13 protein-coding genes are annotated in these 16,228 nt (G+C 61.5%); 11 read left to right on the top strand and 2 right to left on the bottom strand.

Annotated elements, in window-relative coordinates; translation table 11 throughout:
• The first annotated feature begins 52 nt into the window (after nt 1-52).
• From HWE04_RS05075 to HWE04_RS05025, 11 genes are all read left to right on the top strand, one after another.
• Nucleotides 53-994, top strand: a complete 942-nt coding sequence (locus tag HWE04_RS05075; RefSeq protein WP_039875110.1) for a branched-chain amino acid ABC transporter permease — start codon at nt 53-55, stop codon at nt 992-994.
• Between the two features lie 155 nt (nt 995-1,149).
• Entirely contained in the window at nt 1,150-2,355 is a 1,206-nt protein-coding gene (locus HWE04_RS05070; RefSeq protein ID WP_077235253.1) for a branched-chain amino acid ABC transporter permease, read from the top strand.
• Entirely contained in the window at nt 2,352-3,140 is a 789-nt protein-coding gene (locus HWE04_RS05065; protein ID WP_234294910.1) for an ABC transporter ATP-binding protein, read from the top strand. Before HWE04_RS05070 ends, HWE04_RS05065 begins: the two co-directional genes overlap by 4 nt.
• Complete coding sequence (locus HWE04_RS05060) at nt 3,137-3,871, top strand: ABC transporter ATP-binding protein (protein WP_241811710.1); 735 nt, start codon at nt 3,137-3,139, stop codon at nt 3,869-3,871. Before HWE04_RS05065 ends, HWE04_RS05060 begins: the two co-directional genes overlap by 4 nt.
• A gap of 31 nt (nt 3,872-3,902) precedes the next feature.
• Complete coding sequence (locus HWE04_RS05055) at nt 3,903-4,730, top strand: SDR family NAD(P)-dependent oxidoreductase (protein ID WP_241811709.1); 828 nt, start codon at nt 3,903-3,905, stop codon at nt 4,728-4,730.
• A 70-nt stretch (nt 4,731-4,800) separates the two neighbouring features.
• On the top strand, nt 4,801-6,999 hold the full coding sequence (locus tag HWE04_RS05050; protein ID WP_241811708.1) for an alpha-ketoacid dehydrogenase subunit alpha/beta: 2,199 nt from the start codon (nt 4,801-4,803) through the stop codon (nt 6,997-6,999).
• A gap of 29 nt (nt 7,000-7,028) precedes the next feature.
• Nucleotides 7,029-7,514, top strand: coding sequence for a VOC family protein (locus tag HWE04_RS05045; protein ID WP_241811707.1), 486 nt, complete (start codon nt 7,029-7,031; stop codon nt 7,512-7,514).
• A 1-nt stretch (nt 7,515) separates the two neighbouring features.
• Nucleotides 7,516-8,823, top strand: coding sequence for a pyruvate dehydrogenase complex dihydrolipoamide acetyltransferase (locus tag HWE04_RS05040; RefSeq protein ID WP_241811706.1), 1,308 nt, complete (start codon nt 7,516-7,518; stop codon nt 8,821-8,823).
• An 11-nt stretch (nt 8,824-8,834) separates the two neighbouring features.
• The gene (gene lpdA / locus HWE04_RS05035; RefSeq protein WP_241811705.1) at nt 8,835-10,265 is read left to right on the top strand and encodes a dihydrolipoyl dehydrogenase; all 1,431 of its coding nucleotides are present in this window, start codon (nt 8,835-8,837) and stop codon (nt 10,263-10,265) included.
• A 585-nt stretch (nt 10,266-10,850) separates the two neighbouring features.
• On the top strand, nt 10,851-11,333 hold the full coding sequence (locus tag HWE04_RS05030; RefSeq protein ID WP_241811704.1) for a hypothetical protein: 483 nt from the start codon (nt 10,851-10,853) through the stop codon (nt 11,331-11,333).
• Nucleotides 11,269-12,849, top strand: a complete 1,581-nt coding sequence (locus HWE04_RS05025) for a tannase/feruloyl esterase family alpha/beta hydrolase (protein WP_241811703.1) — start codon at nt 11,269-11,271, stop codon at nt 12,847-12,849. Before HWE04_RS05030 ends, HWE04_RS05025 begins: the two co-directional genes overlap by 65 nt.
• A gap of 27 nt (nt 12,850-12,876) precedes the next feature.
• Here HWE04_RS05025 and HWE04_RS05020 read toward each other — a convergent pair whose 3' ends face one another.
• Together HWE04_RS05020 and HWE04_RS05015 are read right to left on the bottom strand one after the other, a co-directional pair.
• Complete coding sequence (locus tag HWE04_RS05020) at nt 12,877-15,033, bottom strand: TonB-dependent siderophore receptor (protein WP_241811702.1); 2,157 nt, start codon at nt 15,031-15,033, stop codon at nt 12,877-12,879.
• A 235-nt stretch (nt 15,034-15,268) separates the two neighbouring features.
• A complete protein-coding gene (locus tag HWE04_RS05015; protein ID WP_241811701.1) occupies nt 15,269-16,027 on the bottom strand; it encodes a MotA/TolQ/ExbB proton channel family protein in 759 nt (252 codons plus the stop codon).
• Nucleotides 16,028-16,228: the final 201 nt, after the last annotated feature.

Here is a 16,228-nt window from a genome sequence, read left to right as displayed (position 1 = left end):
GGCCTTGCCGTCCCGTGCGGGGGACGGTCGTCCCGTTTTCTTGGAAGACGCTATGGAATTCTTTACCGTATCGCTGATCAACGGCACCATCTACGGCCTGTTGCTGTTCATGGTCTCGGCCGGGTTGACGCTCATCTTCGGCATGATGGGGGTGCTCAACTTCGCGCATACCTCCTTCTACATGGTGGGTGCCTACCTGGCCTATACCTTGCAGAAGTTCATCGGCTTCTGGCCTGCCGTGATCATTGCCCCCCTGATCGTGGGCCTGCTGGGCGTGGTCGTGGAACGCTGGTTCCTGCGGCGCGTGCATCGCTACGGTCATGCGCATGAACTGCTGCTGACCTTCGGCCTGTCCTTCATCATTGCCGAGATCATCAAGCTCTTCTTCGGCAATTACCCGGTCAACTACCAGGTGCCGGCTTCGCTCTCGTTTGCCGCGTTTCGCCTGTTCGGTACGGACTATCCCTTCTATCGCCTGATGATGGGCCTGGTCTCGCTGCTCATGTTCGGCCTGATCTACCTGCTTCTCTCGCGCACCCGCATCGGCATCGTCGTGCGCTCGGCGATCTATCGCCCGGCCATGGCGGAGACCCTGGGCCACAACGTGCCACTGGTCTTCATGGGTGTCTTCGGGGTGGGGGCCGCGCTGGCCGGCCTGGCCGGCGCCATCGCCGGCGCGTTCTATACCACCAATCCGAACATGGCCCTGGAGCTGGGTGTGCTGGTCTTCGTGGTGGTGGTCATCGGGGGCCTTGGTTCGCTGGAGGGCGCAATGCTGTCATCGATCCTGATCGGCCTGATCTCGTCCTTTGCCGTCGGCGTGGATGTCAGCCTGGCCGATGCGCTGGACTATGTCGGGGCAGGACAATGGGCGCGTGACCTGGGGGGCTTGATGACGCTGAAGGTCTCGTCGCTGGCCGCCACCATTCCGTTTGCGCTGATGTTGCTGGTATTGCTGGTTCGCCCCTCCGGGCTGATGGGTGAGAAGGAGTGAGTCACATGAACGAATCCACAAACAAGGTCTTGCCAGGCCTGCCCGGGTCGGCCGCAAAAATGCGACCAGACGTGTCACCAACCGTGTCCGCAACCGCGTCCCCAGCCACGTCACTGCGATCGCCGGCTGCAGTATCGCTGGCCTCGCGTCTGCTGATGGTGTCGGTGCTGCTGTTACTGCTCATCGCTCCCTTCGTTTTGCCCCAGGCGCTGGTGAATGCGGCTATCCAGATGCTCATCGCGGCACTGTTTGCAACGGCCTTCAATGTGCTGGCGGGGCAGGGTGGCATGCTCTCCTTCGGCCACGCGGCCTATTTCGGTATCGGTGCATTTGCCACCCTGCATGCGATGAATGCGCTGGGCGGTGCGGGGCTCCTGCCCACGCCGCTGCTGCCGATATTCGGGGCACTGGGCGGCTGTCTGCTGGGCCTGGTGGCGGGCTGGTTTTCGACGCAGCGTAGTGGTGTCTATTTCTCGATGATCACCCTGGCCTTGGCCGAACTGTTGCACGCGCTGGCACCGCACCTGACCAGCGTCTTTGGTGGCGAGGCAGGGGTGTCATCGATGCGCATGCCGGCCTGGGGCCTGTCCTTTGGCGAGCCGATGCATGTCTATTACCTGACCCTGGCCTGGGTGCTGGCTTCGTTGGGCGCCTTGTTCTTCTTCACCCGTACCCCCCTGGGGCGGCTCACGCTGGGTCTGCGCGAAAACGCCATGCGCCTGAAGTTCCTGGGCTATGACGTGCATGCCGCCCGGGTGATGGTGTTCATGATCTCGGCCAGCTTTGCGGGCGTGGCCGGTGGTCTGCTGGCGATGAACAATGAAGCCGGCAACTACGTGCTCTTCGATGTGCGCCTGTCTTCCGAGGTGGTGCTCAATGCCTATATCGGCGGTACCGGGGTGTTCTTCGGCCCGGCCCTGGGCGCGGCGGTGATGACCTTCTTCGGGTATGCGGTCTCGGACCTGACGCGCTCCTGGTTGCTGTACCAGGGTCTCATTTTCGTGGTGGTGATGATGTTCATGCCCAATGGCCTGTCGGGCGTGGTGCTGTGGTGGCAGCGCAGTCAGCGTAGCAGCGCGGTGCTGGCGCGCTATGCGGCGGGCTGGTCACTGGGCGCCCTGGCGTGTGCGGCGGCGGTGGTGTTTTCGGTGGAGCTGTTGCAGCGCGTCCTGGGCTCGGATTACCAGTCGCAACTGGTGGATGCCCAGCCATGGCCTGCGATCACCCTGTTTGGCCGTGACTGGCTACCCGGCGCGGTGAGCACATGGCTGTTGCCTCTGCTGCTGCTGGTGGCCGGTGGCCTGATCTTGAACCGGGTCACGCGTGCCTGGGACGCACTCAATGAAGAGGAGGCCGCATGAGCGCCGTCAACTCCATCCATCCCGTCAGCACCAGCCCGGCGGCACTGACCCTGCGCAACGTCAGCAAGTCCTTCGGCGAGGCGCACATCATCCGGGGTGTCGACCTGGAACTGCAGCGCGGCGAGCGTCATGCCTTCATTGGTCCCAATGGGGCGGGGAAGTCGACGCTGTTCCATCTCATCTCGGGCAACTTCAAGCCCAGCGCAGGGGAAATCCTGCTGGGAGAACTGCCCATCGGCGGGCTCAGTCCGGAACGCATCAACCGCATGGGACTGGCGCGTTCCTTCCAGATCACCAATATCTTCCCGCGCCTGTCGGTGTTCGAGAACCTGCGCCTGGGCGTAATGCAGCGCTTCGGCATGCAATACACGCTGTGGCGCCCGATCTCGCAGTATCGCAAGGTCACTGCACTGGCGGAGCAGTTGCTGGAGCAGGTCCGGCTGGTCCGCCATCGTGACACGCTGGGCGGGGAGCTTTCCTATTCCGAACAACGTTCGCTGGAGATCGGCATGACCCTGGCCTCCGACCCCAAGGTCTTGCTGCTGGATGAACCCATGGCCGGCATGTCGCGGGAAGAAACCGACTACACCGCCGAGCTCCTGCGCGAGCTTTCGGTGGGCCGCAGCCTGATGATCGTGGAGCACGACATGGATGTGGTGTTTTCGCTGTGCGACCGCATCAGTGTCCTGGTCTATGGCCAGGTGGTTGCAACCGGCACCCCCGAGGAAATTCGCAACAATGCGCAAGTACAGGAAGCCTATCTGGGCAAGGAGGTCGCAGCATGAGCACAGCAGCCACACCGGCACAGGCGCCGCTGCTGCAGGTACGCGACCTGCACGCGCACTACGGCAAGAGCCATATCCTGCAGGGTGTCAATTTCGAGGTCGGTCACAACGCCGTGATCAGTCTGCTGGGTCGCAACGGTTCGGGGCGCTCCACCACGGCCCGCGCCATCACGGGCCTGGTACCGCCCACCGGCGGCCAGGTCTTGCTGGACGGTCGTGATCTGGCCGGGCAACGTCCCTTCGCGGTATCGCGGGCAGGCATCGCCTTCGTCCCTGAGGAGCGCGAAGTCTTCGCCAACCTCAGCGTCGACGAGAACCTGCAGATGGGCATGCAACGCGCCCGCAACGATGCGCCCCAATGGACGGTGGCGCAGATGTTCGATTTCTTCCCGCGCCTGAAGGAACGCCGCAACACCAGGGCCGGCAATCTTTCCGGGGGCGAGCAACAGATGCTGACCATCTGCCGCTCGCTGCTGGGCAATCCGCGCCTGATCCTGATCGATGAGCCCACCGAAGGCCTGGCCCCCAAGATCGTGACCGTGGTGGGCGAGGCCATCCAGGAAATTCACCGGCGTGGCGTATCCGTGATCCTGATCGAGCAGAAGCTGACCATCGCCATGAAGATTTCCACCGGGGTCTGCCTGCTCGGTCATGGCCAGATCATCTTCAGCGGCACGCCCGACGAGCTTGGGGAGAATCCCCAGTTGCTCAAGGATTGGCTGGCGGTATGAGCCGGCAAGCGATTTCACTTCAAGAGACACCATGAGCGATCACACTATCGATGCGCATGCACTGCATGCCACCGCCAAATACAAGCAGTTTCCCGATCTGGCCAACCAGGTCGCCTTCATCACCGGGGCCGGCAGCGGCATCGGCCGTGCCATGGCCGATGCGTTTGCGGCCAATGGCACCCATTTGGCCCTGCTGGATGTCAACAGCGAATCGCTGGAGCGCGCCCGGGCGGAACTGCACCGGACCTTCCCGCAGATCGAAGTCGAATGCCTGGTCGCTTCCATCGTCGACGAAACAGCGGTGGAGGCAGCAACGGCGGCCGTCCATGCACGTTTCGGCCGCATCGACATCCTGCTCAACAATGCCGGCATCTCGGCCAATCGGCCGACCCTGGAACTGCCTGCACAGCAGTGGCGCCATGCCATCGACGTCAATCTGAACGGGGTCTTCTTTTGCGCCCAGGCAGTGGCCCGGCACATGGTGGCCCAGGGGAGCGGGGTGATCCTCAACACCGCGTCGATGTATGGCACGGTGGCCGCGCCCGAGCGCGCGGCCTACTGCGCCAGCAAGGCGGCGGTGGTGATGCTGACCAAGGTATTGGCGGTGGAGTGGGCGCCCAAGGGGCTGCGGGTGAATGCGCTTGCGCCGGGCTACGTCCACACGGCGCTGGTGCAGGAACTGGTCAGTACCGGCCGCATGGACCTGGCGGCCTTGAAGAAGCGTACGCCCGCCGGTCGCCTGGGTGAGCCGCACGAGATCGCCACCCTGGCCTTGTTCCTGGCCTCCGAACATGCCGCCTTCATCAACGGCCAGGCCATCGTGGCCGATGGCGGCTGGTCGGCCTATAGCTATCTCTGATCTTTTCTCCGGCCGCTCCGATGGTGCGGCCGCTATCACCGAATCAGTTTCTTCTCTGGAGAGTAAGCCCATGTCTGACCATATTGCACTCGCCCCGGCCGCGCCCTGGGTCGAACTGCGCACCACCGACGCCGACTGGAATGCCGCCGATCCCGGCTTGCTGGGCTCCCTGCTGGCGCACATGCATATCATCCGCGCCTTCGAAGAATCCGTGCTGGAACTGGCCATGGATGGCCTGGTGCATGGCCCGGCCCACTCCAGCGTCGGCCAGGAGGGTGGGGCGGCCGGTTCCATCCTGCCCCTGCTGGCGGCAGACCAGGTCAATGGCTCGCACCGGGGGCACCATCATTTCCTGGCCAAGGCATTGGCCTATCTCATGCCCGAAGGCATCGCGCCCACGGCCGAACTGACCCCGGCGGTCGAGCAGCTGCTGCAGCGTACGCTGGCCGAAATCCTCGGCCTGGCGCAAGGCTTCTGCCAGGGACGCGGCGGCTCCATGCACCTGCGCTGGGCAGAGGCGGGCGTGCTGGGGACCAACGCCATCGTCGGTGGCGGGGTACCGCTGGCAGCGGGTGCAGCCTGGGCGCACAAGCATGCCGGAACCGAGCATGTCGCCGTGACCTATTTCGGCGATGGTGCAGTCAACATCGGCTCGGTGCTGGAGACCATGAATATCGCCGCCGCCTGGAAGCTGCCGCTGTGCTTCTTCATCGAGAACAATGGCTACGCCGTCTCCACCACGGTGGACGAGGCCACGGCCGAACCGCGTCTGTCGGCACGCGGCGCTGCCTTCAACATCCCCAGCTGGAAGGTCAACGGCATGGACCCGCTGGCGGTGCACCTGGCCATGAATGAGGCCTTGCAGCACATGCGGGCCGGCAAGGGGCCGACCATCATCGAGGCCGATGTCTATCGTTTCTTCCACCAGAACGGCGGCTTCCCCGGTAGTGCTTTCGGCTATCGCAGCAAGGAAGAAGAACAGAGCTGGCGTCAGCGGGACCCGCTGGACCTGGTCGGCCAGCGCATGCGCGAACGCGGCCTGATCGACGAGGCCGGCATCCTGGCACTGCGCAATCGCATCAAGGCCGCCATGGCGCGGGCAGTACAGGCGCTGACGGAAGACGATCCGGCCCGGGCCGGCAAGAAGCGCATCCGCCCGGAACTCTGGCCCAGCCCGGATTTTCGTGATGTCGGTATCCGTGGCGATCTGTCGGAACTGGAGGGAGCGCGCACCGAGGAAGAAGCCGGATTCGGCGGCAAGCTGGCGCAGCGCAAGTTTATCGACGTGGTGGCTGATGTGATGGATCGTCGCATGGCCGTGGACGAGCGGGTGGTGGTCATGGGCGAGGACGTGCATCGCCTCAAGGGCGGCACCAATGGCGCAACCCGTGGCCTGAAAGACAAATATCCCGAGCGCACGCTGGGCACACCCATCAGCGAAAACGCCTTCTGCGGGCTGGGCGGCGGCATCGCCATGGACGGCCGCTTCCGCCCCGTGGTCGAGTTCATGTACCCGGACTTCATGTGGGTGGCGGCCGATCAGGTGTTCAACCAGATCGGCAAGGCACGTCACATGTTCGGCGGCGATATCGAGGTGCCTTTCGTCCTGCGTACCAAGGTGGCGATGGGGACCGGCTATGGTTCGCAGCACTCCATGGACCCCGCGGGTATCTTCGCCACCAGCCCGGGATGGCGCATCGTGGCGCCGTCCACGCCTTTCGACTATGTCGGCCTGATGAACGCGGCGCTGGCGCTGAAGGACCCGGTGCTGGTGATCGAACATGTGGACCTCTACAACAGCAGCGGTCCTGCGCCCGTGGATGACTTCGACTACCAGACGCCCTTCGGGCGCGCCGCTGTGCGACGTGCCGGCCAGGAGATGACGGTGCTGACCTATCTTTCCATGGTGGCGCACGCCCTGGAAGCCGTACAGCAGACCGGTATTGACGCCGAAGTGATCGACCTGCGCTGGCTGGACCGCGCCAGCCTCGACTGGGACACCATCGGCCAGAGCATCCGCAAGACCAACAATGTACTGATCGTGGAGCAGGGCGCGCAGGGTACTTCCTATGGCGGCTGGCTGGCCGACGAGATCCAGCGCCGCTTCTTTGACTGGCTGGACCAGCCGGTGCAGCGGGTGGTGGGTGGCGAAGCCTCGCCCAGCATCTCCAAGGTGTTGGAACGTGCCGCTGCCGCCCGTACCGAAGAGACCGTCGCCGGTCTGCAGCAGGTGATGCGCGACAAGGGCGCCCGCCTTGACGTTCGCTGAATACCGCCTGATTACCGAAAGGATTTGCCATGAGCATTGAGATGATCGTCCCCCTGGAAGTGGGCATCGCCTGTCGTGACCTGCCGGCGCTGCGGCGCTTCTATGAAACCACCATGGGTTTCAGCTTTGTGAGTGAAATCACCGTCCCTGCCGAGAAATCGGCACCCTCCGGCCTGTCTGCCGACGGCTACACCGTGGTCCGTCTGCAGACCCCCTATGGCGAACGGATCAAGCTGCTGGCACCCAGGACGCCACCTCGCGCCGAGACGCCTCCCGCCTACATCCTGGACCGCCCCAACGCCGCCTATCTCACCTTCATCGTGGCCGACATCGATGCCGCCATCGCCACCCTGCGCGCTGCCGGTATCGAGTTCATGACCGGTGCGCAGCGGGTGGAGGCGCGTCCCGGGGTGTATCTGGCGTTCTGCCGCGACCCGGAAGGCAATGTGCTGGAACTGGTCCAGTACAGCGACATCGCTGCCTATCGACCCGATCTCAAGAAAGAGGGGCAATGACATGGCAAAGCTGATCAAGATGCCGGAAATCGCCGCAAATGCGACCTCGGCGGTGATCATCCAGTGGTCCCGGAAGGAAGGAGAAGCCATCAAGGCCGGCGAGTGCCTGGCAGAGATCGAAACCGACAAGGCCGTCATCGAATACGACGCCGACAGCAATGGTGTGCTGGGCAAGATACTGGCTGCGGCGGGCCAGGAGGTGGAAGTCGGCGCACCGATCGCCGTGCTGTTCGAAGAGGGCGAAACCGAGGTCGATATTGCCGCACTGCTGGCGGCGGCCGGCGTTGCCGTGGAGCCGCCAGTGGGCGCTGGCACGACTGCGTCGGCCACCGCCAGCGCCTCTGCAGCAGCAACTACGGGGGCAGCCGATCCTGAACGTGAACCCGACGCAGCGGCGTCGGGGCGCATCTTTGCCAGCCCGCTGGCACGTCGCCTGGCGCAGGAGCGTGGCCTGGCACTGGCAGGAATGACGGGCAGCGGGCCGCATGGTCGTATCGTCCGGCGCGACGTGGAAGCGGCTGCGCAAGCTGCCCCTGCGACGGCTGCTGCCGCCGCCATTGCTGCCGCCGGTAGCGATGCGACGCCGCCAGCCATCGTCATCCCCAGCGCCAGCGCTGCGCAAGACAGTGCTGCCTTCACCGACATCCCCCACAGTGGCATGCGACGTACCATCGCGCGCCGTCTCAGTGAGAGCAAGGCCAGCATTCCCCACTTCTATCTCAGTGCCGACTGCCGCATGGACAGGCTGCTGGCCCTGCGCGCGGAAATCAATGCTGCCGGCACGCGCAAGATCTCGGTCAACGATTTCATCGTCAAGGCAGTGGCAGCGGCGCTGCAGAGCGTGCCCGACATGAACGTCAGCTGGACCGAGGCCGCGCTGCGCAAGTACCAGCAGGCCGATATCTCGGTGGCCGTGTCCACCGAGGGTGGCCTGATCACGCCGGTGGTACGCAATGCGGGCAGCAAGACCCTGTCGGCCATCAGCCGCGAGATCGTGGACCTTGCGGCGCGGGCGCGATCCGGTGCGCTGGCGCCCAACGAGTACCAGGGCGGCAGCTTTACGGTCAGCAATCTGGGCATGTTCGGTGTGCGCGAATTCTCGGCCATCATCAACCCCCCACAGGCGGCGATCCTGGCCGTGGGCGCCACGCTGTCGCAGCCGGTCGTGGTCGATGGGCAACTCGCCGTGGCGCAGGTCATGAAGGTCACGCTGTCGGTGGATCACCGCGCCGTGGATGGTGCACTGGCCGCGCAATGGCTGGCGGCCTTCCAGCGCTGCATCGAGAACCCCCTGAGTGCATTGATTTGAGGTGATACGTGATGAAGGCAGCGCAAACTGATTTCGACCTGGCCGTCGTTGGCGGCGGCCCGGGCGGTTATGTGGCGGCGATCCGTGCCGCCCAGCTGGGCATGAAGACCGTCCTGGTGGAGAAGGCCCAGTTGGGTGGTGTCTGCCTGAACTGGGGATGTATTCCCACCAAGGCGCTGCTGCGCTCGGCCGATGTCTTGCGCCTGGTGCGTGACGCCGCCAGGTTCGGCGTGCAGGTCGGCGAGCCCGAGACCGACCTGCAGACCATGGTGGCGCGTTCGCGTTCGGTAGCCGCGCATCTGAACAAGGGCGTGGCCTACCTGATGAAGAAGAACAAGATCACCGTCGTCGAGGGCAGGGCCCGCCTGGCCGGGCGCGGACGCCTGGAGGTCGAGGGCGAGGGCAAGGACGGCAAGCAGGGGAAGTCCGTCATCACGGCAAGCAACATCATCCTGGCCACGGGGGCGCGTGCACGGGTGCTGCCGGGGCTGCAGCCCGATGGCGAGAGCGTCTGGTCCTATCGCGAAGCGTTGATGCCGCGCCAGACACCGCGCCGCCTGCTGGTGATCGGCGCCGGCGCGATCGGCATCGAGTTCGCCAGCTTCTACCGCGCACTGGGTGCCGAGGTCAGCGTGGTGGAGATGGCCGAGCGCATCCTGCCAGTGGAGGACGAAGACATCAGTGCCCACGTCGCCGATGCACTGCGCAAGGACGGCATGCGCCTCTACACCGGCGCGCGCATCGCCTCGACGGTCAAGCGTGATGGCGCTACCGGCACCGGTGTCGAGTGGCAGGTGACGCTCGAAGGCCGGCATACCGACACACTGGTGGCCGACGTGGTCCTGGTGGCAGCCGGTATCGTCGGAAACGTCGAGGACCTGGGCCTGGAGAGCACGGCGGTGAAGGTGGAGCGTAGCCACATCGTGACCGATGCCTTTGGTCGCACTGGTGAACCGGGCGTGTACGCCATCGGTGATGTTGCCGGTCCGCCGTGGCTGGCCCACAAGGCAAGCCACGAAGGCGTGGCCTGCGTCGAGAAGATCGCCGGCCTCGATCCGCATGCACTGGACCCGTCAAAGATCCCCGCTTGCACGTACAGCCATCCGCAGGTCGCCAGCGTCGGTCTGACGGAAGCCGCTGCGCGCCAGGCTGGACGCCGTATCCGGGTGGGACAGTTTCCGTTTGCGGTCAATGGCAAGGCCATTGCGCTGGGCGCTACCGGGGGCTTTGCCAAGGTGATTTTTGATGAAGGCAGCGGCGAACTGCTGGGTGCCCACATGGTGGGCGAGGAAGTCACCGAGATGATCCAGGGCTATGCCATTGCGCGTGAGCTGGAGAGCACCGAGGTTGAATTGATGGCGACCGTGTTTCCTCATCCGACGCAGTCGGAGGTGATGCATGAGGCGGTGTTGGCGGCTTATCAGCGGGGCTTGCATGGGTGATTCGCCGGGGTGGGGTGGATGGTTTGGAACATCCGCGCGGCCTCTCAGCTTTGGGTCGAAAACGGCCTGAACGCTGGGATGGAAGTTGTTTGCGTCTATGTGATCGGCTCTGAAAAAATGTAGCTAGCACCAATGTTGGTTTTCAATGAGACTTCCCAAAATGGAAAGAAGTTTTACATGAAAGAGAAACGTTTTAGTGTGGAGCAGATTGTTGCCGTCGAGTTGCAGCTGGCCGTTCGTAACCTGATGAACAAGAATACTACCTGGCCAGTCATCTGCACGTAAGTCGCTATATCCTGCCCGGCGAGACTCATGGGGTTTATCTCAATGCGACCTGTCGCTTCTGACGACATGATCTGGTCATGTTTGCTGGTGGCCCTTCGTGAGATACCAGTACTGATGGAATGAGCAGGCATAGCGACAATATGTCGCATATGAAATCTGAGATATGGAGTCTGATTTGCCGCAGAATAGTCAACTCCAGCAAGGCAGGCATGTCGTCTCCAAACGAACTACTTCGCAATCAGTCGGCACCTGAAGATTGGATTGCATTCTGAGTCGGGCTCCGGGCTCGCTATTTTCCTTATGTTCTTGATGTCGGATTTGGGCGCGCTGGAGACCGGTCAGTCTTGTATTGAACGGGAGATTTTCGATGCCGAGCGTATCCTGGGTTTTTCCTTGCCGCAAGGATTACGGGATGCCTGCCTAAGCGTCAACGGATTTACGGGGCCGTCCGATGCTCGCCAGGCGGACGACGAAAGCGTTCAATTGTTTGTCGACCTCTTGCGCGGGATGGCCTTGCGAAAATTGATGGAAGGACATGGCGCATACCGTCGCTGGAGCGGCAGGCCAGGTTGCTGGGACTGCTGCCTCCTAAGTAGCCCATATTCAGAGGCGTGTGCTTATTCTTGCCATCAGCTGTCCGCCTGCTGCAACCAGATTCTGTCTGCCGATTTTTCAATCACCGCATTAAGAAATCTCCTATCCTTTCCCGATGAGAATCTTGGAATTCACGACGATCTGGCCCGCAAGAACAGTTGCGGCGGCGTTGGCATTCGTCCTTCTTGATGTCGTCCATGCTGCGCAACCAGTCGCTGCTCCGCATCTACGCGCACCAACTAGCGCAATGGGTACTGAAACTGATTGCACAGCGTTATCTGGTCCGATCGGTGGAAGCATCGTTCTGACCGCAACAACGATACCAGCAAAATCTGACATGCCAGCTTACTGCAGGGTCACTGGCACGATCGCACCTTCATTGAACTTTGAGATTCGTTTTCCCAAGACCTGGAACGGCAAACTCTACTATGGCGGTGGCGGCGGTTACAACGGTTTCGTTCCCCCGCCGGTAGCAGCACCTTTGCGACAGGGCTATGTGGAGGTCGCCAGTGATTCCGGTCATCAGGGCGACGGGATGTCTGCAGCGTTTGTTCTCAACGACGAACCTGCGGCCAGGCTGTTCGGTAGCGAAGCGGTTCCGGAAGTCATGTCCATTGCATTGAAGGTGGTCGCCAAGGCCTATGGCATGCCTCCGGTCAGGTCGTACTTTGAAGGGTGTTCCACCGGCGGCAGGGAAGGGTTGATGGCCGTTCAGCGCAACCCGGAGCTATTTGATGGTGTGATTGCGCGTGCGCCAGCGTTCAACTGGGTGGGCTTCAACGGCGCATTTCATCGCATCGCACAGGCGCTTTCGGCTCCGGGTGCCGAGTTCAAGGCGGCGAAGATAGCGCTACTGGCCAGGCACGTGAGACAAGCTTGCGACAAACTGGATGGCGTTGTGGATGGCATCGTCGCCAATCCGGCAGCCTGTACCGCCCGCCGTGTCAACGTCGCCGCACTTCGTTGCTCAAGCGGTAAGGATGCCGGCGAACATTGTCTATCGGACGCGCAGATCGCCGTGGTCACCCAGTGGATCACCGATGTCAAATTCCAGGGTAGCAATACCTACGTTGCCAAGGGTTATAACTTGACCGGCAACGAAGATGATTCGATGAATTTTGGCGTCTGGGTATCCGGAAACGGTGATCTGAAGGTTGCCGGGCAGTATGTGATGCAGGATACGGCCGTTAAATACTATCTCGCGAAGGATGAAACCGCGGACTCGATAGCGTACGGACCTTGGGATAAAAAACCGGCGGCCCTCGATGCGATGGCCACGTTGAATGACGCGACTGATCCCGATATCCGGCCTTTTATCGGACACGGCGGCAAGCTCATTGTCTGGCAGGGAGGGGCAGATGCGGCGCTGAGCGTGAACTCCACCATCGATTACATGAAGCAGATGCGGCAAGTGGTCGGAGGGGAAAATGCCGATCATTCAACGCGATTCTACGTGGCCCCGGGCGTCAACCATTGCGAGGGAGGCGTTGGTCCTGACCATACTGACTTGCTGTCCGTACTGGACAACTGGATTGCAAACGGCGCGGAGCCCGGCACGTTGATTGCGCGCAAACTGGATGAAAGTGGGAGGGTAGTTCGAGCCCTCCCACTTTGCCAATACCCGCAGTATCCCCGTTACACGGGACCCAGGCACGATGCTGCGGCGATCAGATCTGCTTCGAATTACGTCTGCACAAATCCTTGATCTCCATGCAGACACAATCTGCTGTACTCAGATATTGACTTTGAGTGTCAGGTAAAACGATCTCGGCTGTGTCGGAATGACGACCGGAAAGCCGAAATACTGATAGGACTCGTAGCTTCGCCGGCCCGTCAGGTTGTATCCGGAAAGCTGAAGAGTGTACTGACCAAAGTCATAGGCGGCCTGGGCATCCACTGTCGCCATGCCTGGCACGGAGACGGTATTGGGCAAGGTCAGCTGACGTTGACCGAGTGCCGTGATACCGGCGCCGAATGACAATCCCTCGGCGGCGCCATCCAGTACGCGATAGCGGAAGGCCAGGCGTCCGCTATGCCTTGGCACGCGGGCCAGTGTGTCCCCAACCGGGATCGTGTTGTCTTGCGTGACTACCGCTTGGGTATAGGCGTAGTTCGCCAGCAAGGACAACGCTCGTACCGGTTCCCAGGTCATGTCGGCCTCGAATCCGCGTGCGCGTTGCTGCCCCGTCTGAATCGACACGAGGGGATTTCCGGGGTCGGCTGTAGCGACGTTGTCGCGCGTTTGTTCGAACACGGCCAGCGTTCCCGACAGCTTGCGCGCTTTATCGTCAAGCTTGATACCAAGCTCGATGTTCCTGGATGTTTCGGGCTTGGGTATCGTTGATCCGATGAAACCGAATGGTGCGCGGAAGGCAGTCGCATAACCCGCATACAGCGCCAGCCCTTGTAGCAGGTCGTAATTGACGCCTACCCGCGGCGAAACATGGTGGTAAGTTTTGTCGGTCCCCTGTTCTGCCTCCTGAAACTCAAGCTGGGTCAGCCGCAGTGCACCAGTGAAGTGCCAGCGACCATAGTGAGCCTGGTCCTGTACGTAAGTTGCGAGCGTGCGGTAGCGATCCGTCTGCGTCGAGTTGATGGGGGTCTTGTCGCCAAAGGCGAGGTTGTATTGAGGGTTGGAAAGATCAATCGAGCCGACGCTCGTCCCATCAAAGCCCATCCCCGAATAGAACTTCGTCAGGTCGTATGCAACCCCAGCGACCCATTCGTGACGGCCGCCCAGCATGTTCATTGGCGCGATCAAATGCGCGTCGAGAGCGGTTTCGCGCGTTCTGGTGCTCATGGTGAGCGGGAAGATCGGATAGGTGGTGGGCGTAGAAGCATCGGGCGCTGCCAGTGCCGGATAGATGAAGCTTCCGTATTCGCCAACGTTACTGGTGTAGAACTGTGCGGACGCCTCCAGACGAACACCGTCATCAAACTTGTGGCGCAACTCGATCTTTCCGAGACGATTGTTGATATCAGTCATGGGCTGGCCATTGGGCGCACCTGGAAAGGCATTGCGATAAAGCTGACCCGCCAGCGCCTGTTGAGCCGGCAGCCCTGAGTACTCAAGCTGCTGGGTACGGTTGTACTGGCCAGAAAAAAGAATCTCGGTCTGCGCGTCGGGCTTGAACAGGATGCTGGGCTGGAAGAATATGCGTTTCCCGTGGACCTTGTCGATCCAGCTTGTATTGTCCTGGTATTCCCCTGCGAGACGTATTGCCAGCTTGTCGCTCAGTGTTACGTTGTAGTCACCATAGGGGTTGGTGGTGGAGTAGCTGCCCGCTCGAATACCAAGAAAGCCGCCATTTCTGCCAATCTCGGGACGCGTCGAATCTATGTTGATGAGCCCGCCCAGGGGAGAGCCCAGGCCACCGCCATACAGGGTCGAACTTGGTCCTTTCAACACCTCGATTCGTTCGACGCCGACCAGTCCTGCTGGATTGAATGCTTGTTGGTTTCCGCCGAAGATGGACAGACCATCCAGATAGGTCTCCGCAGGAAATCCTCGAATGATGGGAGCGATGAACAATGCTTCCTCCGGCTTGGTCGGCACCACCCCGGAAACGTTGACGAGTGCATCAGAGAGGCTGTGGACGTCCTGGTCGTCAAGGAGGGATCGTTTCAATACGGAAACAGACTGCGGTGTCTGAAGCAATGGTGTATCCGTACGTGTCGCCGAGCTGGACCGTGAAGCAGCGTAGCCCGGACTCTCCTCTGTAACGACAACCTCAGGAAGCACCGAAGACACGGGCTGCTTGTCCGAAATGCTTTCAGAAGCGACCGCATTGGTGATGGGAGTCGAGGAGGCGTTGCTGGATTGCGCCATGACGACTGTTGCAAATGGATAGATCAATGCGATGGCGGCTGCGAGGGAAGTCTTTTTCATCGTTTAAAGTGGATTTCGGGCTATCGGAAGGCCAACTGATCTGCCATTTTTCGTGTCAGGGCCTGGGTGCTGGTTGTCATGCAGATTGAATCGATACGCCTGCATTCAAACCAAGTTGATCAGCAGGGCGACTAACCAGTCTTGTGCAAGCTGGGTACACCGTGACGGCGCTTCCTCTCTCGTTGGCCCGGTTATTGAATATGAACTCGGGAGGTCTGATAAAAGTGCAGCAGCGTTACCGCCTGAGCGACATGCCAGGCTGGCGCACTGTCTCCTGCGGGGATGGGGTGCCTCTCAAGGGCGGCGCATTGGCTTGGTCTTCCGCTGCGCGAGCGCCCGTCACGAACAAGGCATGCAGGTCGAAACCGAACTTGTTCAAGCGTGCCAGCGTGCTCTTGTTGCCCCGTACCAGCGCGTTATAGCCAAAGGTGGCGGGAATCGCTACGGCGAGCCCCAATGCGGTCATGATCAGCGCCTCCCCAACGGGGCCGGCAACCTTGTCGATACTTGACTGGCCGGTGGTGCCGATGGAGACCAGTGCGTGATAGATCCCCCAGACTGTTCCGAAGAGGCCAACAAACGGTGCCGTCGAGCCCACGGATGCCAGAACGGCCATGCCTGCTTGCAGACGCGCTGCAGCTTCATCGATGGATTGCCTTAAACCGAGGGTGATCCAGTCGCTGATGGCAAGCTGCTCATGCAAATATCCATGGTGCTGTTGATGATGAAGAAGCGCCGTCCTGCCGGCACGGGCCAGCGCGGAAAATGGAGTGTCATGTCCCAAAGTAGCCAGGGCGCTCTCCAGATCGCCTGCAGTCCAAAAATCGCTCCGGGCGGCCTCGGCAGATTTGCGCATGCGTAGCAGGTCAAGTGCCTTGGTCAGGATTACATACCAGGAGGCGATGGACATGCTTATCAGCAGGATAGCGACTCCGCGCGTGACCATGTCACCCTGAGCCCACAAGCTCTGAAGGCCGTAAGGACTGACTTCCATGATGTTTTAAGCCTTCATGTAGCGAGCCATGCTGACTCGCCCTAGATGGGAGAAGAACCGAATTATGCGCGCAGGGTTGGGTGTGATGCGTGCGACAAATTGTCACATTCTCTCTACAGGTGCCATACCGTATCGTCTCGGTTGTTAATTGGATGGGGGGGCAATAACAGTGATGAAGGTCGCCTGCACGGCAGGATTGGC

Source organism: Herbaspirillum sp. C7C2, assembly GCF_022627865.1.
GTDB lineage: Bacteria > Pseudomonadota > Gammaproteobacteria > Burkholderiales > Burkholderiaceae_D > Herbaspirillum > Herbaspirillum frisingense.
The sequence above is the reverse complement of the archived record's forward strand: the minus strand, read 5'-3'. Positions and strand labels throughout refer to the sequence as shown.